This is a genomic window from Rhodoligotrophos sp. CJ14 (genome assembly GCF_038811545.1).
Taxonomy (GTDB): Bacteria; Pseudomonadota; Alphaproteobacteria; order Rhizobiales; family Im1; genus Rhodoligotrophos; species Rhodoligotrophos ferricapiens.
In genome coordinates this window covers 3,313,604-3,333,502 of record NZ_CP133319.1, presented here as the reverse complement: position 1 = coordinate 3,333,502, position 19,899 = coordinate 3,313,604, and the positions used below count along the sequence as shown (strand labels likewise).

The window sequence follows — 19,899 nt, the reverse complement described above, 5'->3', positions numbered from 1 at the left end:
TCGTTCTCCTCAGGCCGTTGTCATCGCGCGTGGCAGAGAATCGGCATCCGCTCCTACAGTATGGGCCGAAAGACTGTTAGCGCCAACAGAGTCTATGCACACTCGGACCATATCTCCAATGCCGTGATGCTGGTCTTCTACATGCACCGCTTGAAGATATGGTGACCGTCCTGCCAATTGTCCCGCCTTGCGACCAGGTTTTTCAATGAGAATATCCATTTCGCGACCTAGGCAGGACTGAAGAAAGGCCCTGCTCTGGCTGTTCAGCAACTCCTGAAGACGGCTAAGCCGTTCGGACTTCACGGCTTCCGGCACCTGGTTCTCCATCTCCGCGGCCGGTGTTCCCGGACGGGGGCTGTATTTGAACGAGAAGGCCGATGCATAGCCTACGGATTTGACCAGGCTCATGGTTGCCTCGAAATCCGCGTCGGTCTCGCCGGGGAAGCCCACGATGAAGTCCGACGACAGCGCTATGTCCGGCCGGGCGGCGCGGATCTTCTCGATCACACCGATATAGGCGGCTGCTGTATGGCGCCGGTTCATCGCCTTCAGCACCGTGTCGGAGCCCGATTGAACCGGGAGATGCAGATAAGGCATGAGCTTCGGGTTATCCCGATGGGCAGAAATCAATTCGTCGTCCATGTCGCGGGGATGGCTCGTGGTGTAGCGCAGACGGTCGAGCCCCTCAATGAGCGCGAGTTCATCAAGCAGACGGCCAAGGGACCAGCGCCTGCCATCAGCAGCCTCTCCATGATAGGCGTTTATGTTCTGGCCGAGCAGCGTGATCTCGCGAACGCCGCGATCGACGAGGCGCTGGGCATCCTCGATGATCTTGCGCACCGGCCGCGAGACCTCGGCACCACGGGTGTAAGGCACCACACAGAACGTGCAGAACTTGTCGCAGCCCTCCTGAACCGTCAGGAAGGCGGTCACCGCCCGCGGCGCCTCCGGCCGCGGCAGCTTCGGCATGTGGTCGAACTTATCCTCAGCTGGAAAATCGGTTTCGACCAGGGGCTGCCTCTCCTCGGCAAAGCGAGAGAGAAGCTGCGGGAGCCTATGATAGGTTTGCGGCCCGAAGACCAGATCAACAGCAGGTGAACGACGGACGATCTCCTCTCCCTCGGCCTGGGCCACGCATCCGGCGACCCCGATCACCAGCTCTCTGCCGTCATCGGCTCGCTGGCGCTTCTGCTCACGAAAGCGGCCGAGTTCGGAATAGACCTTTTCGGCAGCCTTTTCCCGAATATGGCAGGTGTTGAGGATGACGAGATCTGCTTCGTCAGGCGTATCAGTGACGCCGTAGCCCATTCCCGCAAGCACATCGCCCATGCGCTCGGAATCATAGACGTTCATCTGGCAACCATAGGTTTTGATGAACGCCTTCTTCTGGGTTTCCGTCATGATACGCCTTCCACGGGAGATGCCTCCGTCGGGTCTGCCTTTTCGCGCACGATCTCTGATGCCGCAAGCCTGCCGTCAAGTCCGACCGCTCGAGGCTCGGACAGATCATGTCCGGTCAGGGCCTTGATCAAACCTGCCCGAACCTTCTGTTCAGAGAGCCGGGCCAATTGCTTGCGGCCCCCCACAGCAGGAACCGTCATGGCCTCGTGCAGCTCAATAGTCACCTCGAACGGGCCCAATTGCAGCACGCGCCACAAATGCGGCGCCAGTTCCATGTCGCCATACCATGTATAGGCAGGTCGCAGCCAGCGGTCCATGATAACGCCGCGGTAACCTGTATAGACAACAGTGACTGGCTGAACCGAGACTGGGCGGCCGTCGATCGAAATATCCGCCGCCCCCAGCAATGCGCTCTTGAACGGGAGCACGCGCAGACCATCACTCGAGGTGCCCTCCGGAAACAGCACGATGCGGTCTCCTTGAAGAAGCCGCTCCCGGAGCTGGTCGCGAGAGATGCCCGCTTTGCTCCGGTTCTGCCGGTCGACGAAGATGGTCCTCTGCAGGCGTGCGAAGGTGCCAAATATCGGCCAGGTCGCCACCTCGGCCTTTGCCACGAAGGACAGCGGCGCAACCGCGCTCAGCGCGACGATGTCGATCCAGGAACTGTGGTTGGCGGCGATGAGACAGGGGCCAGGCTCGAGCGGCGCTCCGCGCGTATCGATCCGCATGCCCATCAGATGCGCGACCATTCGATGATAGAGATGCGGAAGGTGCCGGGCTGCTGCAGGCCAGAACCTCAGGAACAGCCATTGGGCCAGCATCAATGGCGGCGTGACCAGAACGAGCGTGGCCACAATGGCAAGCGCACGGAGGCGACCGCCAAAGCCGGAAGCGATCCCCACCGGTTCGCTAATTCTGCTCATCCTGCTTCAACGGCACGGCGAAGAGCTCGAGCCTGTGATCGACGAGCTTATAGCCGAGCTTGCGCGCGATGAGCACCTGCAGCCGCTCGATCTCCTCATCGCGAAACTCAATGATATCGCCGGATTCAAGATCAATAAGGTGGTCGTGATGGGTTTCCGGAGCCTGTTCATAGCGGGCACGACCATCGCGGAAATCATGGCGATCGAGAATGCCCTCGTCCTCGAACAGCTTGACCGTGCGGTAGACTGTGGCGAGGGAGATCCGGTCATCGACCGATGACGCCCGGCGATGGAGCTCCTCGACATCAGGATGATCGGTGGCCTCAGCCAAAACACGCGCAATGATGCGGCGCTGGTCGGTCATCCGCAGCCCTTTGTCAATGCAACGTTGCTCTATGCTGGTCCGGTCCTCCATCCTTCCGCCGGTGCTCCGTCTGGCCACATCCATAGGCCAAGGTATAGAAACTCGACGGGGGCGATGCAACGATCACGGCGCGCTGAATGTGCCTGTCACCTCGCAGCGCATCGTCAGGGCGTCGGCGGTGCGGCCATCGTGGTATCGATAATAGCCGCGACGACGCCCACATTCCACGAAGCCGCGGGCCCGATAGAGAGCAAGGGCCGGTGCATTATTGGTGTCCACCTCGATGAAAACCTGTCGCACTGAAAGCTGAGCTGCACAGTCGAGGGCCGCCTCCAGCAGGCGTCGGCCCAAGCTCCGGCGCCTTTCGCTCGGCAACACCCCAATGGTCAGAATTTCGGCCTCGTCAGCCGCATATCGCAGGAGGGCGAAGCCACAAGCCTGATCCGAACAGGTCTGATCCGACCCCGATGACTCAGACTTGCGCGCAAGGATCGCAATCATGCCCGGCATGGCCAGCAGTTTGGCAAAATCCGTCACGCTCCAAGCATCGGCAAAGCAGGCGGCATGCAGGCGCGCGAGGGTTGGAATGTCCGCAATGCCGGCGGGGCACAGGGTCCAAGGATCGGGGTCGGGCAAGGTCAGCCTGCTCGAAGGATCTGCTGAGCCTGCGGCTTGGCCTCCGGCGGGCGCAGATAAAGAGGCACTGCGGGCCAATCTGAAGTGGCGCCGATTCGGGCGATGCATAGGGGGTCAGGCAGGCTGCTCGCCTCAACAAGCTCGATGCCACTGCGACCTGAGGCCTCCGCCAACAGGTGAGCGCCCGATCCGACGAGGATTCCGCCAGTGCGCGGCAGGATAGTCACGGCATCGGAAATGGCATAAGCGGCCGGCTCACCCACGGGCTCGAGGCCGGCCCCTCGAAAGAGTTGTGCATAAACCTCACCCCGCAGTGCGTCGAAGGCCACGATGATATCGCGGCCATCTTCCTCAGTCCGCGGCACGTTCAGAGCGACCGCCTGCAGTGTCGTCACCCCCACGGCATCAATGCCGCTGGCCAATGCATAGGCGCGGGCGGCAGCAACGCCGATCCGTGTTCCGGTAAAGCTGCCGGGGCCAATGGTCACGGCGACGCGGTCGAGATCGCTGAAGCGAATACCCGCCTCCGACATGACCTCGTCAACCATGGGAATGAGCGCCTCCGCATGTCCGCGTTGCATCGCCTCGCTGCGAGAGGTCAATGCCGTCACATGATGACCCACGATGTCGACGACCGCCACCGAGCAAGCGTCCATGGCAGTATCAAGGGCAAGGAGGCGCATTCGCGATCAGCGCGGCGCGCGCTTGGCGAGAATCCGCTGCAGAGTGCGGCGATGCATGTTCAGACGGCGCGCCGTCTCGGAGACGTTGCGGCCGCAGAGCTCATAAACGCGCTGAATATGCTCCCAACGCACCCGGTCCGCAGACATCGGGTTCTCAGGCGGGGCGGCCTTCATCTCTCCATCGGCGATGAGGGCATGATAGACGTCATCGGCGTCGGCCGGCTTTGCCAGGTAATCAACGGCTCCCAGCTTGATCGCGTTGACAGCGGTCGCAATGTTGCCATAGCCGGTCAGAACGATGGCGCGTGCATCCGGCCGCGCCTTGTGAAGCGCCTCGATAACGTCGAGACCATTGCCATCCTCAAGCCGCATATCCACCACAGCATAAGCCGGTGGCAGCTTGGCAACGCGGTCTACGCCCTCGGCAACCGTTTCAGCCATCTCGACGGAAAAGCCCCGCGATTCCATGGCACGGCCCAAGCGTGTAAGAAACGGCTTGTCGTCATCCACGATGAGCAGCGTGCGATCGCGGCCATGAGCTTGTTCTGCGTTCTGTTCGATCATTTTTCGATGCGCCTCGTTCAGCAAGGCCTTCCGAGATTGGCCCTTATAAACCGGTTGCGCATGGAGCGGCCCAAATGTGCTGATTACGGTTAGCGGGAATCACATCATTCGGCACGACAATAGGTCACATGCAACTTCCATTTGCTGCCTGATCAGATAATTTTCAAGCCTACATTGCAGGATTGGACTGTGTAAGATCGATTTCCTTGCGCGGCCATTCGATGCGGACGATGGCACCGTGCTCAGGAGGTGTCCGGTTGGCCAGGGTCACCGTTGCACCGGACCGTTCGAGCAGGGTTTTGGCGATGAAGAAGCCAAGCCCCATGCCGTCATGGCCGCCATCACCGCGGTCGAAGGCGCCGCGCCGGCTGGTCACATAGGGCTCGCCGATCTTGTCGATGATATCTTGGGCGAAGCCGGGACCATCGTCGCGGAGCACGAGCACCACGCGATCCGCATTCCAGCGGGCTTCAATCTCGACCTTCGATTCCGCGAAATCGACCGCATTATCGAGGAGATTGCCAAGCCCATAGCGAATACCGGGACTGCGTGTGAAGACGGGTTCCGCCGCATCTCTCCCCTCAGCGTCCGGAGCCGGGCGGCAATCCACGATCACATCCACATCGCTTCCGCTCACAGGCTCGGCACATTCCTGGATCATCACCTTCAGACGGAGCCTGTCGAAGACGTGGTCACCCACCGCATCCTGGTTGGCGAGGCGGGCGAGAATGCCCCGGCATCGCTCAGTTTGGCTGGAAAGCAGCTCCAGATCTTCCCGGAAGCGATCGTCATCCGGCATCTCACGCCGCAATTCCTTCGCAACGAGCGCAATGGTCGCCAGAGGCGTGCCAAGCTCATGGGCCGCAGCAGCCGCAAGGCCATCAAGGGCTGAAAGCTTCTGCTCCCGCGCCAGCACCATTTCGGTGGCGGAAAGGGCGGCCGACATCCGGCGCGCTTCCTCAGCGATGAAGCGAGAATAGATCGCGGCAAAGACGGTACCCGAGACCACGGCCGTCCACATGCCAACCACATAGAGCCGGGGCAGATCCAAGGGCTGACCCGCATACCATGGCAAGGGCATGTGAAAAATGGTAAGCAAGGAGACTGCGGCAAGACACAAGGCGCTCAGGGCGACCGTGCGCTCGACCGGGAGGCTGGATGCCGAAACGGAGACCGGAACCACGAAGAGGAACGAGAACGGGTTCTGCAGGCCACCGGTCATGTAGAGCAAGGCGGCAAGCTGAACCACGTCATAGCCGAGCAGCAGCGCGGCGTAGCGGTCGCTCAAGCGAAGGGTCGAAGGCCATTGCAGGCCCAGCCAAATGTTCAACCAAGCGGAGAGCGCAATGACCCCGAGGCAGGGGCCAAGGGGCAAGTCGAACCCGAGCCAGAAATACACCGCAAGCACCGCGACCGATTGCCCGGTGACTGCAAGCCAGCGCAGGCGTACAAGCGTCTGCAGGCGAAGACGCCCGCTACTGTCCCGGAATGCCTGGCTTTCCACGGTATCGGCGGGCACGGCTGCACGGGCCCAGCCCCTGATCGAGGTCAACAGTCTCTCTCCTTCGCGATCATGAGATCATTTGCTGTGCATTGGCCAGAGTAAAGAATCCGGCTATCTTCGCTTTAACCTAGAAGCAAGTCCATCGAACGACCTTTTTTCGCGAGCAGTTTGTGTTTCAACTAGAAGAAGATGCCGCGATCAGGGTTGTGAACCTGGTGAAGCGTTACGGCACGGTCACGGCGGTCGCAGGCATCAGCTTCATCGTTCCGCGCGGCTCGATCACCGGGCTGCTTGGCGGCAACGGCGCCGGCAAGACGACCACCATCGGGATGCTGCTGGGCCTTGTGCTTCCAACCTCCGGCACGATCGAGATCCTTGGCGTGGACATGGTCCGCCACCGGTACCGCGTTCTGCCTTATATGAATTTCGAAAGCCCTTATGTCGAGATGCCGCTGCGGCTCACCGTGCGCCAGAACTTGACCATCTATGGCAGGCTCTACGGTGTCGATGATCTCAAGACGCGCATCGCCGAGCTTACGCAGGAGCTTGATCTCGGCAGCTTCATCGATCGGCCGACAGGCAAGCTCTCTGCAGGGCAAAAGACGCGGGTGAGCCTCGCCAAGGCGCTGATCAACAAGCCGCTGGTGCTGCTTCTCGATGAACCCACGGCGTCGCTGGATCCGGATACTGCGGATTGGGTGCGCGGCCATTTGCAGACCTATTGCCAGTCATATGGGGCCACAATGCTGCTCGCCTCGCACAACATGGCGGAGGTCGAGCGTCTTTGCGACAATGTGCTGATGACGCGGCAAGGGCGCCTGGTGGATAGCGGCAGCCCCGCCGAGCTCATTCACCGTTACGGACGAGAAACGATGGAAGAGGTCTTCCTCGACGTTGCCCGCGGTCAGTCCGTTCAAGTCGGCTCATGATGGACGTTACACAACAGCCTGCGCGCCGGTTGCCGCGCCTTCGCCATGCCACGGGTTTCTCGCTCGCGCGCGTCGGCGCACTGGTGTTGCGCTATCTCTACCTGCTCCGGGCGTCCTGGCCGCGATTGTTCGATCTGATCTATTGGCCCACGGTTCAGCTGCTGATGTGGGGCTTCCTGCAGATCTATCTCGCGCGGGAGAGCGGCACGCTTGCCCAGACGGTTGGCGTGCTGCTGGGCTCGGCGCTGTTGTGGGACATTCTGTTCCGCGGCCAGCTCGGCTTCACCATCTCCTTCCTCGAGGAGATGTATTCGCGAAACCTCGGCCACCTCATGGTCAGCCCATTGCGCCCGGTTGAGCTCATTGCCGCGCTTATGGTGATGAGCGTCATCCGGATCTGCATTGGCCTTCTGCCGGTCACCTTGCTCGCTTGGGCCTATTTCGGCTTCAATGTCTACAGCATGGGCCTGTGGCTCGTGGCCTTCTTCCTCAATCTCATCCTCACGAGCTGGGCAGTCGGTCTGTTCGTGTGCGGGCTGCTGCTGCGGTACGGCCTGGGGGCGGAAAATATTGCCTGGAGCCTCATGTTCCTATTCATGCCCCTGGCGTGTGTCTATTACCCCCTCGCCGTTCTTCCCGGATGGCTGCAGCCCATTTCAATGGCACTTGCACCCACGCATGTCTTCGAGGGCATGCGAAGCCTGCTTCTGCATGGGGTTGTACGCCCCGAAATGATGCTCAGCGCGCTTGGCCTCAATGCGATCTATTTCGCAGTTGGCGCGTTAAGCTTCGCCTGGTTTCACCGCGACGCGCGGCTACGCGGGCAATTGCTGTCACTGGGTGAGTGAACATGTGGTCCTTCGCCCGTATGCGGCATTGCAACCCCTTGTCACGCATAGCGCAACGGGAAATGACTTGCCCATGAACAGGCAGAATACAATCCTCCTTCTCGCCATCGCGGTGATCATCATCGCGGGCACGGGGCTTGCCGTTCCATGGCTGCTCTCTGGCGCTCAACCGACGTCACAGAGCTCGGGAACCGCGTTGGTCGGCGGGCCATTCGAGCTGACCGATCAGAATGGAAAGCGCGTCACCGACCGGGACTTTCGCGGCAAGTTCATGCTGGTTTATTTCGGTTACACCTTTTGTCCCGACGTCTGCCCGACCGAGCTACAGAGCATGACCGCGGCGGTGAGCGAACTCGGCGAGGATGCCAAGCGCGTTCAACCCATCTTCATCACCATCGATCCGGAGCGCGATACCGTCGAGCAGATGAGGACCTATGTCTCGAATTTCGGGGCCGGGCTCATTGGGCTTACCGGCTCGACCGAGGACATCGTCAAGGCAGCCCAGGCTTATCGCATCTATTTCGCCAAGGTGAAGGATGAGAGCTCGTCTGCCGAATACCTGATGGATCATACCAGCCTCGTCTTCCTCATGGATGAGAAAGGACAGTTCCGTCGCGTCTTCTCCTATGGGACAGATGCGGAGATGATGGCGAAAGGTATTAGGGAGGAGCTGGAAAAGTCCTGATTTCCGACCTAAATGCTGCGATTGCGAAGAACTCTTGCGCAGTCCAACATAATTGGTGCTATTATCGTCCTCTGCTGGCTCTCAAGCTCCCCACCGGTACAGCCCGAATGCGGGCTCCTGCAAAGGCCAAGTCAAGAGGACCCGGTTTGCTCTATCAGCTCTATGAAATGAATCACGCGGTCGTGGCGCCCTGGAGGGCCGCTGCGAATGCGAGCCGCGCGCTGTGGAACGCACCGATCAACCCATTGGCAGAGACTTATTTTGGCCGCGCGATCACAGCGGGGCTCGATGTCTTCGAACGGGTCACGCGACGGTACGGAAAACCGGCATTCGGCATTCACCAAACCGAGGTTGAGGGCAAGACGGTCGCCGTCGAGGAAGAGGTGGTTTGGCGCAAACCGTTCTGCGAGCTCGTGCATTTCAAGAAGAAAGCACGGGTGAAGCAGCCGAAGCTTCTGCTCGTCGCACCAATGTCCGGGCATTTCGCGACCCTGCTTCGGGGCACGGTGCGCACCATGCTCGGTGATCATGACGTCTATATTACGGACTGGGTCGATGCAAAGCAGGTGCCCCTGTCGCTCGGACAGTTCGGTCTCGACGATTACGTCGACTATCTCATCGATATTCTCCGCGTTCTCGGACCTGATACCGCTGTGATGGCTGTATGTCAGCCTTCGGTTCCGGTGCTTTCGGCGGTCTCGGTCATGTCGGACCGGGGCGATCCCAATGCGCCGGCCGCGATGATCCTCATGGGTGGACCGATCGATACGCGCCGAAATCCGACCGAGGTGAACAAGCTGGCCTCGCAGCACGATATCGAGTGGTTCCGCAGCCACGTGATCAATGCTGTCCCGATCGGCGCACCTGGCTTCATGCGCGAGGTCTATCCCGGCTTCCTCCAGCTCACAGGGTTCATGACCATGAACCTGGATCGGCACATCTCGGCCCATCGCGACCTGTTCTGGCATCTGGTGAAGGGGGATGGAGACAGCGCTGAAAAGCACGACGAGTTCTATGACGAGTATCTCTCGGTGATGGATCTCACCGCGGAGTTCTATCTCGAAACCGTCGAGCGCGTGTTCATCAAGCACCAGTTGCCCAAGGGCGAGATGACCCATCGCGGCCAGCCGGTGCGGCCCGAAGCCATCACCAAGACTGCCCTGATGACTGTGGAGGGCGAGCTCGACGACATCTCTGGTGTCGGCCAGACGGAAGCGGCCCATGATCTCTGCCGGAACATTCCGCAAGAGCGGCGGCAGCATCATCTGCAACCCGGCGTCGGGCATTACGGCGTGTTCAACGGTTCGCGGTTCGCCCGCCAGATCGCGCCGCGGATCAAGCAGTTCATTCGAGACAATATGCCGGCCTGAGATGGTTTCGATCGGGCGGGCACAGCTCAAGGTCACCACACCGAAGATCACGGCGCTGCGTATCGATGACGTGAGTGTGCCGCTTGTAATCCGCCGCAATGCCAGAGCGCGCCGCATGATCCTTCGCCTTTCACCCGACGGTGATGGCGTGGTGCTGACGCTGCCGCCGCGCGCAAGCGAGCGCGCAGGGCTCGATTTCGCGGCTAGAAACGGCAATTGGATCCTGTCGCGCCTCAACGATCAACCGCAGCGGATCGAGTTCTACCCCGGCCAGAAGCTGCCCCTCCGCGGTGAGCCGTATGAGATCGTGCATGAGCCGGCAGTGGTCAGAGGGCGCGGGGTCGTGCATGCCACATCCGCCGGCGATCGATCACTCCTCATCGTGCATGGAGAGGCAGCCCATCTTTCCCGACGGCTCACCGACTGGCTGCGAAAGCAAGCGAAGGCTGATCTTGCTGCCGCGTCCGACCGGTATGCCTCGGCCATGGGCGTGCGCTATAAGCGCATCGCTATTCGCGACCAGAAGAGCCGGTGGGGATCCTGCGCCGCCGATGGCCGGCTGTCTTATTCCTGGCGACTGATCCTCACGCCGAGCTTCGTGCTGGATTACGTGGCCGCGCACGAGGTCGCCCATCTCATCGAGATGAATCACAGCGACCGCTTCTGGGCGCTGGTGGTCCGGCATTGTCCCCGATGGCGCGAGGCGCGCCACTGGCTCAAAATCAACGGGTCGGCGCTGCACCGGTACGGCGCTTGAGCTTATACGACTGAGGCACCATTTTGATGATGGTGATATCCTCAGCAAACATGACCCAAACACCCGTTCAAAGCTGGCTTTTTCCAACCTCCGAAGGGCTTTATTGCGAGCCCGGCCAGTTCTTCATCGATCCGCGCACCAGCGTCGATCGGGCCGTGATCACGCATGGGCATAGCGATCACGCACGGGCGAACAGTCGGGCTGTGCTTGGGACAGCTGAGACCATCGCCGTGATGAAGGCTCGCTATGGCGAGGCGGCCGGCGGCTCCTTTCAAGCCCTTGCTTATGGAGAGACCCTCACCATCGATGGGGTGTCGCTGCGGCTGGTCCCGGCGGGGCATATACTCGGTAGCGCCCAGGTCGTGCTGGAATGGGCTGGCAAGCGCGCCGTCATCTCCGGAGACTACAAGCGCGAGGCTGATCCGACCTGCGCCGGCTTCGAGCTCGTCACCTGCGATGTCTTCGTGACCGAGGCAACGTTCGGCTTGCCCGTCTTCCACCATGAGCCGGCCGAGAAAGAGGCACGGCGCCTACTGGCTTCGCTCAACATGATGCCGGAGCGCACGCATCTGCTCGGCGCCTATAGTCTCGGCAAGGCGCAGCGGATGATCGCGGTGCTGCGCGAGCTCGGATATGAGCGGCCGATCTATCTGCATGGCGCGATGGTGTCGCTCTGCACTCTTTATCAGCAGCTCGGTGTGTCGCTTGGCACGCTGATCCCGGTCTATGAAGCCGGAGGCGACAGGCTTGCCGGCGAGATCGTGCTTGCTCCGCCTTCGGCACTCAACGACCGGTGGTCGCGGCGACTGGCGGATCCACTCACAGTGTTTGCCTCCGGCTGGATGCGGGTGCGCGGGCGGGCCCGGCAGCGTGGCGTGGAATTGCCGCTGGTGGTGTCCGATCATGCGGATTGGGAGGGGCTCGTCCAAACCATCATCGAGAGCGAGGCCGAAGAAATCTGGGTGACCCATGGGCGCGATGATGCGCTGGTCCACCAGATTGGAAAGCTGGGCCGGCGCGGACGGGCACTCGCGCTGGTGGGCTATGAGGACGAGGACGAATGATGCGGGGTAAGCGCCGCTCATGAAGGCCTTTTCCGAACTGCTTAATCGATTGGCCTTCACGCCATCGCGCAATGGCAAGCTTGCGCTGCTCGTCGCCTATCTCAAGCAGACGCCAGATCCTGACCGGGGCTGGGCGGTGGCCGCGCTGACGGACGGCCTGTTCTTCCGTCTACCGGTGCGGCGGCTCCTGACCGAGCTGATCGAGCCGAGGGTCGACCCCGTTCTCTACGGGCTTTCGCGGGATTATGTCGGCGATACCGCCGAGACGGTGGCCTTGCTTTGGCCCGATCCCCCGAAAGCGGCAAGCCCATTGCCACCGCCGCCGCGGCTTGCTGATGTGGTGGATTTGATTTCATCCACGGACAAGGCTGATCTGGCCGACCTGGTGGCTGATTGGCTGAACCGGCTCGACGCAAATGGCCGCTGGGCTCTGCTGAAGCTGCTCACCGGGGCGTTGCGCGTGGGTGTCTCCGCCCGGCTCGCCAAGACTGCGATTGCCACTTATGGCGGGGTTGAGCCCGCGGATATCGAAGAGGTCTGGCATGCGATCTCGCCACCTTATGCCGATCTCTTCGCATGGCTTGACGCCAAGGGAGAGAAGCCAGATCCAGGCGCCAAGCCGGTGTTCCGGCCGCTCATGCTCGCCCACCCCATCGAGGAGAATGATTGGCCGGGGCTTAAGCCAGAAGATTATCTGGCCGAATGGAAATGGGATGGGATCCGGGTGCAAGTCGCGGCCAAGGGCGATGAAGTAAGGCTTTATTCCCGCGCGGGCGATGACATCTCCGGCAGCTTTCCGGATATTGCCGTTGCCTTTCGCGGCCGGCATGCGGTGCTGGATGGCGAGCTCCTGGTCATGCGCAATGGTGACATCGCGCCGTTCAACGATCTGCAGCAAAGGCTCAACCGAAAGACCGTCACCGCCCGGATGGTCAAGGATTACCCTGCCCATGTGAGGCTTTATGATATGCTGCTGGAGGGGGATGACGACCTTAGGCCCCTGCCGCTCACCGAGCGACGCGCCCGGCTCGAAGCCTGGCACGACCTCGCGAACGTGCCCCATAGCGATGTTTCGGAGCTCATCGCCTTCGACAGTTTCGACGCGCTGAACCGGTTGTGGGAGGCTTCGCGCGAGAATGGCATCGAGGGGCTGATGCTCAAGCGGCGTGACAGCCCTTATCTGGCCGGGCGCCCAAAGGGCTATTGGTGGAAGTGGAAGCGCTCACCGCTCACCCTCGATCTGGTGTTGATGTATGCACAGCGCGGGTCCGGCAAGCGGTCGTCCTACTATTCCGATTACACGTTCGGCGCTTGGCGACAGGGATCGGAAGGCGAGGACGAGCTGGTGCCGGTGGGGAAGGCCTATTCAGGCTATACGGACGAGGAATTGCTGAGGCTCGATCGCTGGATCCGCAACAACACCGTCGACCGCTTCGGTCCGGTACGTGCCGTAAAGCCCGGCATCGTTCTTGAGGTCGCCTTCGATTCCGTGCATTCCTCTAGCCGGCACAAGTCTGGAGTTGCGATGCGCTTTCCGCGAATTCACCGCATCAGATGGGACAAGCCGCCTGAGGAGGCGGACCGGCTGGAGACGTTGGAGACGCTCATCAGCGGCGAGGGTGCCTCCCGATAATGTCTGCGCCTCTTACAAAAGCATTCTTTGCCCGGAATGTGGTGGATGTGGCGCGCGATTTGATCGGCGCGACCCTACTGGTCGACGGCGTCGGCGGCGTGATCGTCGAGACGGAGGCCTATGATCGCGATGATCCGGCCTCCCACAGCTATTCCGGCCCGACACCACGCAATCGGGTGATGTTTGGCGAGCCCGGGCATGCCTATATCTATCGCTCCTATGGCATCCATTGGTGCGTCAATTTCGTCTGCCGGTCGGGGGTCGATGACGGGCTCGCGACGGGTGCGGCCGTGCTCATCCGGGCCATCGCGCCGACGCATGGCATCGGCGAGATGGTTGCGCGTCGCGGGCTCGACAATCCTTTGCAGCTCTGCGCAGGCCCGGGTCGGGTCTGCCAGGCCCTAGGGTTATCGATCGCGCATAACGGCCTTGCCCTGGATGAGCCACCGTTCCTCTTGGAGCCGGCGGAAGAACGGCCGCCCGTGGTAGCAGGACCGCGTATCGGGATCAGCAAAGGGGTTGAAACGCCTTGGCGGTTCGGACTCGCAGGCTCGCGCTATGTGAGCAAGAAATTACGTCAGGCTTGAGAGACAGCAGGAAAAGCGCCCGGCCGTAAGCAGCAGGAAAAGCGCCCGGCCGTAACAGCAAGGGCTCAACGCTTTGCTCAAATATGAACTTGTGTGCTGACTGCGCTCGAGTCGCTGTGATCGTCTCCGAAAAAGTGGTCAAACATTAGGGTTCCCAGAACGCCAACAGTGGCACTTGGCACGCTGGCATAGGCAGCACCCTTCACGAAATCCCAAGGGGACTTCTCCGAAAATACTCGACCTTGACCGTCAATGAAGGTGTCAATTCCGTGTTGAACCTGAACGTTCGGAAGCAGCGGTTGAGTCAGATGTACTAAGTCTTTATGCTCGGGATTAACCCACATTCTTCCCGCTGCATCCTTCCATTGATTTACACCTTCGTGAATTAGTACCTTGTTCGTCTCCGGTTTCTTTATGACAATGGGATAAATATTAATGTGGGGCGCCATACAAAGAACTCCATAAGATCGATGCGGGATAGCTCGATCGAATGAAGCCGTAATGCCGGGGCGTCTGATTCGCAATCTTAGGTTGTACGATCACCAACAAACCGAGCATCCTGCATAGAGGGGATGCGCGGGGGACCGGCCGTTTACACGCTGCACATTCTCAATCGACCAGCACCTTGCCCATCACGCCCGTGAGACGCTTTGCGAAGGCCGCAGGGTCCGGGACCGGCTCGCCCTCGAGGATATAGGCCTGATCGAGCAGCAGCCAGGCGGCCTCATTGATCTCATCTGAGGCGCCATTGAGCTTTGCGCGACGCGCAAGCCCGGAAATCACCGGATGGTTCGGATTGAGTTCAAGGATCGGCTGGGCCTGCGTTCCGCCTCCGGGTGCTTGCTTGGCCAGCAGACGCTCAAGGTGACGGTCAAGCCCGCCAGCATCGGCCACAAGGCATACGGGCGAGGATGTCAGCCGCTCTGACAGCCGCACATCCTTCACCGCATCACCCAAGCTCTGCTTGATGGCCGCAAGGAGGGTTCCCAACGCGGATTTATCCTGCGCCTGATCCGATTTAATCTCTTCGGTCTTCTCAAGGGGGATAGAGGCGAGATCCGCCGCCCCCTGGGTGATCGAGCGGAACGGCTTGCCATCAAAGCCAAGCGCCGACCGGGTCCAGAAGCTGTCGACCGGATCGGTCAGAAGCAGCACCTCCAGGCCTCGCGCCTTGAAGCCTTCCAGCTGCGGGGCTGCAGCGGCCTTGCGGACGTCGTCAGCCGTCACGTAGTAGATCGCGGTCTGGTTCGTCTTCATGGCCGCGACATATTCCTTGAGAGTGCGCGTCTCACCTTCGCTTGCGGTCGTGCGGAAACGCACGATTTCGAAAAGCTCGTCCCGGCGCGCGGCGTCCTCGTAGAGGCCTTCCTTGATCACGGCGCCATAGCTTGCCCAGATCTTCGCAAATCCTTCCGGATCCTGTTCGGCGGTCCGCTTGATCTCCGACAGGACCCGGTTGGTCACGGCCTTGCGGATCTGACCGACAAGAGGGTTGTTCTGAAGCATCTCGCGGGAGATGTTCAGCGGCATGTCCTCGCTGTCGATGACGCCGCGGATGAATCGGAGATAACCGGGGAGGAATTCCGCATCATCGGTGATGAAGACTCGGCGGACGTAGAGCTTTTGCCGACCGCGCCGCTCCGGATCGAAAAGGTCGAAGGGCGGCTCCGAGGGGATACACAGGAGGACGGCGTATTCGTGCCGTCCTTCCGCGCGATAGTGGATGATGAGGGCCGGATCGCTATAGATGCCAGCAAGGGCGCCAAAGAACTCCTTGTATTGCTCGGGTGTGATCTCGGATTTTGACCGCGTCCACAGAGCTGCCGCCGTGTTGATCTGGCGTGCTTCCCCGGGCTTGCCCTCGTTCACCTCAACGAGCCGGATCGGAATGGCGACGTGATCGGAATAGGCGCGCACGATCTGCTCGATCCGCCATGCCTCAAGGAAGGACTTTGCGTCGTCCTTCAGGGTGAGCCGAATAGAGGTACCGCGCCGGGGCGCGTCGTCGCCCTCGTAGGGTTCGATGGTGAATGAGCCCGAACCATCGGATGACCATTGCCAGACTTCATCACTTCCGGCGCGGCGCGAGACGACATCGACGCGGGATGCCACCATAAAGGCCGCATAAAAGCCGACACCGAACTGGCCGATGAGCTTGGGGGCGCTGCCGCTCTCGCCGATGCTTTCCATGAAGGCATGGGTGCCGGACCGTGCGATCGTGCCGAGATTGTCGATCAGTTCCGCGCGGCTCATGCCGATGCCATTGTCCGCGACGGTCAGTGTACCCTTGGTCTTGTCGGCAACCAGGGTGATGGCGAGTTCAGGATCATCTGCCAGCAAGGCCGGATTGGACAAAGCCTCGTAGCGAAGCTTGTCACAAGCATCGGCGCTATTCGAGATCAGCTCGCGAAGGAAGATATCGGTATCAGAATAGACGGAGTGCACCATCAGGTGCAGGAGGCGGGCGACTTCAGCCTGAAAGGAATGGGTTTCGCCGGAGGCAAGAGCTTCGGCAGCAGCTCCACTGCCGGACTTGTCTGTCGCGGTCATTCTCGTTGAGGTCCCTTACATCTACTGATCCACCGGGCGGGATATCGGCAAAAGTCGTATGGAAATCAAGAGAGCCGGCAGATAAGAAGGTCCAGAAAGGGTCGAGCCGGCCGTCGGTTTCCCGACGCCGGCCCGGCCTGTTACCTGCCACTGACTGAACTCAAGGGAGATACGCGGTGGCCCGGCTCCTCAAAGCACTTCGAGGGGGGCTGGGGGGCTGAGATCTCCGAAGCTCTTCTCAAAGCCGAACCACCAGAGGCAACGATGCAAATCTGCTACTGCAATTCGGCCGTAGAAGGGCTGGTTCGTGGCAAAAGAAAGGTATGCAGAACCCGGATTATTAGGGCTCAACGCGTCGGAATCGGCTTCTCGCCGCGATAATCATAGAAGCCTCGCTGCGTCTTACGCCCGAGCCAGCCCGCCTCAACATATTTCACCAGAAGCGGACAGGGCCGGTACTTCGAATCGGCCAGTCCCTCATACAGCACCTGCATAATGGACAGGCAGGTATCAAGCCCGATGAAATCGGCGAGCTCCAAGGGGCCCATGGGATGATGGGCGCCCAGCTTCATCGCGGTATCGATAGCCTCGACGGTCCCGACCCCTTCATAAAGGGTGTAAACCGCCTCATTTATCATCGGCAGCAGAATGCGATTAACGATGAAGGCCGGGAAATCTTCAGCAACGGCGATGGTCTTGCCCAAGCCAATGGTGAAATGGCGGACGGTGTGGAAGGTCTCATCATCGGTGGCAATACCGCGGATAAGCTCCACCAGCTCCATCACCGGCACCGGATTCATGAAGTGGATGCCCATGAAGCGCTCGGGGCGGTCCGTCGCAGCAGCCAGACGTGTGATGGAGATCGACGACGTGTTGGTGGCGACGATGGCATCAGGCCGGACGACCGGGCAAAGCTGACCGAAAATCTTCCGCTTGACCTGCTCGTCCTCACTGGCCGATTCGATGATCAGATCACAGGGCTCAAGACCCTCGAGCGTCTCGGCGATATGGATGCGTCCCAGCGCGCTCCTGCGGTCATCCTCGGAGATGCGGCCATTGCGAACCTGCCGCGCCATGTTGCCGTTGATCGTGGCCAGCGCCGACTCGATCGTCTCCCGCGTCAGGTCGTTGAGATAGACATCGTGACCCGCCAGCGCACAGACATGGGCAATACCATTGCCCATCTGACCAGCACCAATCACGCCAACCCTGCGGATATCCATCATTTCCACCAAAATTAACTCTCGCGGCCCGCGAGACTAGCGCATATCGCCCCGCGATGGAATTACCGCCAGATTGAATATTGCACTGCACTCAAACGAGCGACGCGTCACCTGGCCTGGATGCCGGAAGCGGTGGCGCGCCGCTCAGCGTGGACTGGAGCGGAAGGCCGGCTCGAAGGGACCTGTCAGATCTCACCGGCCGCCCTCCCAATCAGTACCCGGCCTTCTCAAGCTCGGCATCCAGCTCCGGCATAGCCTGGAAGAGATCGCCGACATAGCCATAATCAGCCACTTGGAAGATCGGTGCTTCTTCGTCCTTGTTGATCGCGACGATCACCTTGGAGTCCTTCATGCCCGCCAGGTGCTGAATGGCGCCTGAGATGCCAACGGCAATGTAAAGCTCGGGCGAGACCACCTTGCCGGTCTGACCAACCTGGTAGTTGTTGGGAACGAAACCAGCATCCACGGCAGCGCGCGATGCGCCAACTGCGGCACCCAGACGGTCGGCGACCTTTTCCAGAAGCGCGAAGTTCTCACCCGACTGCATGCCACGACCGCCGGAGATGACGATCCGTGCCGAAGTGAGCTCCGGGCGATCCGATTTCGACAGATTCTCGGAGACATATTCCGAAAGTCCGCTGGATCCGGGCGCGCCGATCTGCTCGATTGCAGCGGAACCGCCCTCGGCCGGAGCTGCCTGGAAGGCAGAGGTTCTGACGGTGATCACGCGCTTGCTGTCGGTGCTCTGCACCGTCTCAACGGCATTGCCAGCGTAGATCGGGCGCTCGAAGGTGTCCTGTCCCTTCACGGCGGTGATATCGGACACCTGCATGACATCCAGCAGCGCCGCGACACGCGGCATGAAGTTCTTGCCATTGGAGGTCGCGGGGGCAATCAAAACGTCGTAATTGCCGGCAAGTCCGACGATCAGGTCGGCCATGGCCTCGGCGAGCGGGCGCTCGAGACCGCCATCGTTGACCTGCAGGACCTTGGCAACGCCGGGCAGCGCGGCAGCCTGCTTGGCCACCGCCTCAGCATTGTTGCCGGCCACCAGAACGTGAACCTCGTTGCCGATCTGGCTCGCAGCGGTCAGCGCCTTGTGGGTTGCGTCCTTGAGGTTCGCGTTGTCGTGCTCAGCGATCAAAAGGGTGGTCATCTCAGATCACTCCCGCTTCGTTCTTCAGCTTGCTGACGAGCTCGGCGACGGAGCCGACCTTGACACCGCCCTGCCGCTTCGGCGGCTCGCTCGTGTTCAGCACCTTGAGCCGAGGCGTCGTATCCACGCCGAAATCGGCAGGCGTCTTCTCATCGATGGGCTTCTTCTTGGCCTTCATGATGTTCGGCAGCGACGCATAGCGCGGCTGGTTCAAGCGAAGATCAGTCGTGGCAATGAAGGGCGCCTTCACGTTCAGGGTCTGCAGCCCGCCATCGATCTCGCGGGTGATGGTTGCGCCACCGTCAGTGAGCTCGATTTTTGAGCAAAATGTCGCCTGCGGCCATTTCAGAAGCGCGGCCAGCATCTGCCCGGTCTGGTTCGCATCGTCGTCGATGGCCTGCTTGCCAAGGATCACCAGGCCCGGCTGCTCCTGTTCGACCACGCCCTTAAGGATCTTGGCGACCGCGAGTGGCTCGACGACACCGTCATGCTTCACCAGAATGCCGCGATCGGCGCCCATAGCCAGAGCGGTCCTGATGGTCTCCTGGGCCTGCTGCGGACCAATGGATACGGCAACGATCTCGGTCGCCTTACCAGCTTCCTTCAAACGAACCGCTTCCTCGACGGCGATTTCGTCGAATGGGTTCATCGACATCTTCACATTGGCCAATTCGACGCCAGAGCCGTCGGACTTGACCCTTATCTTGACGTTGTAGTCGACGACCCTCTTGATCGCTACCAATACCTTCATCGTGTTCCCAACTCCCATCCGTCGGTCTTGTAGCCGCCTGCGACGTGAACGTAGGTTGAAGCAATCACCCACCGAATGGTGGCGCCGCCACGTGACGCTCTACCAGCCGGCAGGACGATCACGAGGGGATCTCGAAGCGAACCTCATCCCTGCGCGCGCCGCACGCTAGTGCGCCAAAGCAAGGCTCGTCAATTGGATTGCCGTACAAACCCCCGTCTTATGCGACAGGATGTCATCCCTTGGCAAGGAGACCGTACCGGCAAGTCTCAAC

General features: G+C 60.8%; 20 protein-coding genes. 8 read left to right on the top strand and 12 right to left on the bottom strand.

The window, feature by feature from the left end; translation table 11 throughout:
* Nucleotides 1-9: 9 nt before the first annotated feature.
* The 7 genes from miaB to RCF49_RS15500 form a co-directional block, all read right to left on the bottom strand.
* Nucleotides 10-1,401 carry a tRNA (N6-isopentenyl adenosine(37)-C2)-methylthiotransferase MiaB gene (gene miaB, locus RCF49_RS15530; RefSeq protein WP_342640711.1) on the bottom strand — a complete coding sequence of 464 codons (1,392 nt, stop codon included), beginning with the start codon at nucleotides 1,399-1,401 and terminating at the stop codon, nucleotides 10-12.
* The gene (locus RCF49_RS15525) at nucleotides 1,398-2,324 is read right to left on the bottom strand and encodes a lysophospholipid acyltransferase family protein (protein ID WP_342640710.1); all 927 of its coding nucleotides are present in this window, start codon (nucleotides 2,322-2,324) and stop codon (nucleotides 1,398-1,400) included. The genes miaB and RCF49_RS15525 overlap by 4 nt, the downstream gene beginning before the upstream one ends.
* Entirely contained in the window at nucleotides 2,311-2,739 is a 429-nt protein-coding gene (locus tag RCF49_RS15520) for a Fur family transcriptional regulator (protein ID WP_342640709.1), read from the bottom strand. Before RCF49_RS15520 ends, RCF49_RS15525 begins: the two co-directional genes overlap by 14 nt.
* 72 nt (nucleotides 2,740-2,811) lie before the next feature.
* Nucleotides 2,812-3,324: a GNAT family N-acetyltransferase gene (locus RCF49_RS15515; RefSeq protein WP_342640708.1), complete on the bottom strand. Its 513-nt coding sequence runs from the start codon at nucleotides 3,322-3,324 to the stop codon at nucleotides 2,812-2,814.
* 2 nt (nucleotides 3,325-3,326) lie between these two features.
* Complete coding sequence (gene tsaB, locus RCF49_RS15510; protein WP_342640707.1) at nucleotides 3,327-4,007, bottom strand: tRNA (adenosine(37)-N6)-threonylcarbamoyltransferase complex dimerization subunit type 1 TsaB; 681 nt, start codon at nucleotides 4,005-4,007, stop codon at nucleotides 3,327-3,329.
* Between the two features lie 6 nt (nucleotides 4,008-4,013).
* On the bottom strand, nucleotides 4,014-4,571 hold the full coding sequence (locus RCF49_RS15505; protein WP_342640706.1) for an ActR/PrrA/RegA family redox response regulator transcription factor: 558 nt from the start codon (nucleotides 4,569-4,571) through the stop codon (nucleotides 4,014-4,016).
* Nucleotides 4,572-4,740: 169 nt separating this feature from the next.
* Nucleotides 4,741-6,123: an ActS/PrrB/RegB family redox-sensitive histidine kinase gene (locus RCF49_RS15500; RefSeq protein WP_342640705.1), complete on the bottom strand. Its 1,383-nt coding sequence runs from the start codon at nucleotides 6,121-6,123 to the stop codon at nucleotides 4,741-4,743.
* Between the two features lie 122 nt (nucleotides 6,124-6,245).
* Between RCF49_RS15500 and RCF49_RS15495 the strand changes: the two genes are divergently transcribed.
* The 8 genes from RCF49_RS15495 to RCF49_RS15460 all read left to right on the top strand — a co-directional run bounded on the left by RCF49_RS15495 (nucleotide 6,246) and on the right by RCF49_RS15460 (nucleotide 13,948).
* Entirely contained in the window at nucleotides 6,246-7,004 is a 759-nt protein-coding gene (locus RCF49_RS15495; RefSeq protein WP_342640704.1) for an ABC transporter ATP-binding protein, read from the top strand.
* A complete protein-coding gene (locus RCF49_RS15490) occupies nucleotides 7,004-7,852 on the top strand; it encodes an ABC transporter permease (RefSeq protein ID WP_342644209.1) in 849 nt (282 codons plus the stop codon). Before RCF49_RS15495 ends, RCF49_RS15490 begins: the two co-directional genes overlap by 1 nt.
* A 73-nt stretch (nucleotides 7,853-7,925) precedes the next feature.
* Nucleotides 7,926-8,537, top strand: a complete 612-nt coding sequence (locus tag RCF49_RS15485) for an SCO family protein (protein WP_342640703.1) — start codon at nucleotides 7,926-7,928, stop codon at nucleotides 8,535-8,537.
* Nucleotides 8,538-8,683: 146 nt separating this feature from the next.
* On the top strand, nucleotides 8,684-9,907 hold the full coding sequence (locus RCF49_RS15480) for a polyhydroxyalkanoate depolymerase (RefSeq protein WP_342640702.1): 1,224 nt from the start codon (nucleotides 8,684-8,686) through the stop codon (nucleotides 9,905-9,907).
* A 1-nt stretch (nucleotide 9,908) separates the two neighbouring features.
* Complete coding sequence (locus RCF49_RS15475) at nucleotides 9,909-10,664, top strand: M48 family metallopeptidase (protein WP_342640701.1); 756 nt, start codon at nucleotides 9,909-9,911, stop codon at nucleotides 10,662-10,664.
* A gap of 50 nt (nucleotides 10,665-10,714) precedes the next feature.
* Nucleotides 10,715-11,728 (top strand): ligase-associated DNA damage response exonuclease, encoded by a 1,014-nt coding sequence (locus RCF49_RS15470; RefSeq protein ID WP_342640700.1) that lies wholly within the window; start codon nucleotides 10,715-10,717, stop codon nucleotides 11,726-11,728.
* A gap of 19 nt (nucleotides 11,729-11,747) precedes the next feature.
* A complete protein-coding gene (locus tag RCF49_RS15465; protein WP_342640699.1) occupies nucleotides 11,748-13,361 on the top strand; it encodes a cisplatin damage response ATP-dependent DNA ligase in 1,614 nt (537 codons plus the stop codon).
* A complete protein-coding gene (locus RCF49_RS15460) occupies nucleotides 13,361-13,948 on the top strand; it encodes a DNA-3-methyladenine glycosylase (RefSeq protein ID WP_342640698.1) in 588 nt (195 codons plus the stop codon). Before RCF49_RS15465 ends, RCF49_RS15460 begins: the two co-directional genes overlap by 1 nt.
* A 77-nt stretch (nucleotides 13,949-14,025) precedes the next feature.
* Here the strand turns inward: RCF49_RS15460 and RCF49_RS15455 are convergent, their stop codons facing one another.
* The 5 genes from RCF49_RS15455 to RCF49_RS15435 form a co-directional block, all read right to left on the bottom strand.
* Nucleotides 14,026-14,397 (bottom strand): hypothetical protein, encoded by a 372-nt coding sequence (locus RCF49_RS15455; RefSeq protein ID WP_342640697.1) that lies wholly within the window; start codon nucleotides 14,395-14,397, stop codon nucleotides 14,026-14,028.
* A 160-nt stretch (nucleotides 14,398-14,557) separates the two neighbouring features.
* Nucleotides 14,558-16,498 (bottom strand): molecular chaperone HtpG, encoded by a 1,941-nt coding sequence (gene htpG, locus RCF49_RS15450; protein ID WP_342640696.1) that lies wholly within the window; start codon nucleotides 16,496-16,498, stop codon nucleotides 14,558-14,560.
* Nucleotides 16,499-16,845: 347 nt separating this feature from the next.
* On the bottom strand, nucleotides 16,846-17,724 hold the full coding sequence (locus RCF49_RS15445) for a 3-hydroxybutyryl-CoA dehydrogenase (RefSeq protein WP_342640695.1): 879 nt from the start codon (nucleotides 17,722-17,724) through the stop codon (nucleotides 16,846-16,848).
* Nucleotides 17,725-17,932: 208 nt separating this feature from the next.
* Complete coding sequence (locus RCF49_RS15440) at nucleotides 17,933-18,877, bottom strand: electron transfer flavoprotein subunit alpha/FixB family protein (RefSeq protein ID WP_342640694.1); 945 nt, start codon at nucleotides 18,875-18,877, stop codon at nucleotides 17,933-17,935.
* Between the two features lies 1 nt (nucleotide 18,878).
* Nucleotides 18,879-19,628 (bottom strand): electron transfer flavoprotein subunit beta/FixA family protein, encoded by a 750-nt coding sequence (locus RCF49_RS15435; protein WP_342640693.1) that lies wholly within the window; start codon nucleotides 19,626-19,628, stop codon nucleotides 18,879-18,881.
* Nucleotides 19,629-19,899: the final 271 nt, after the last annotated feature.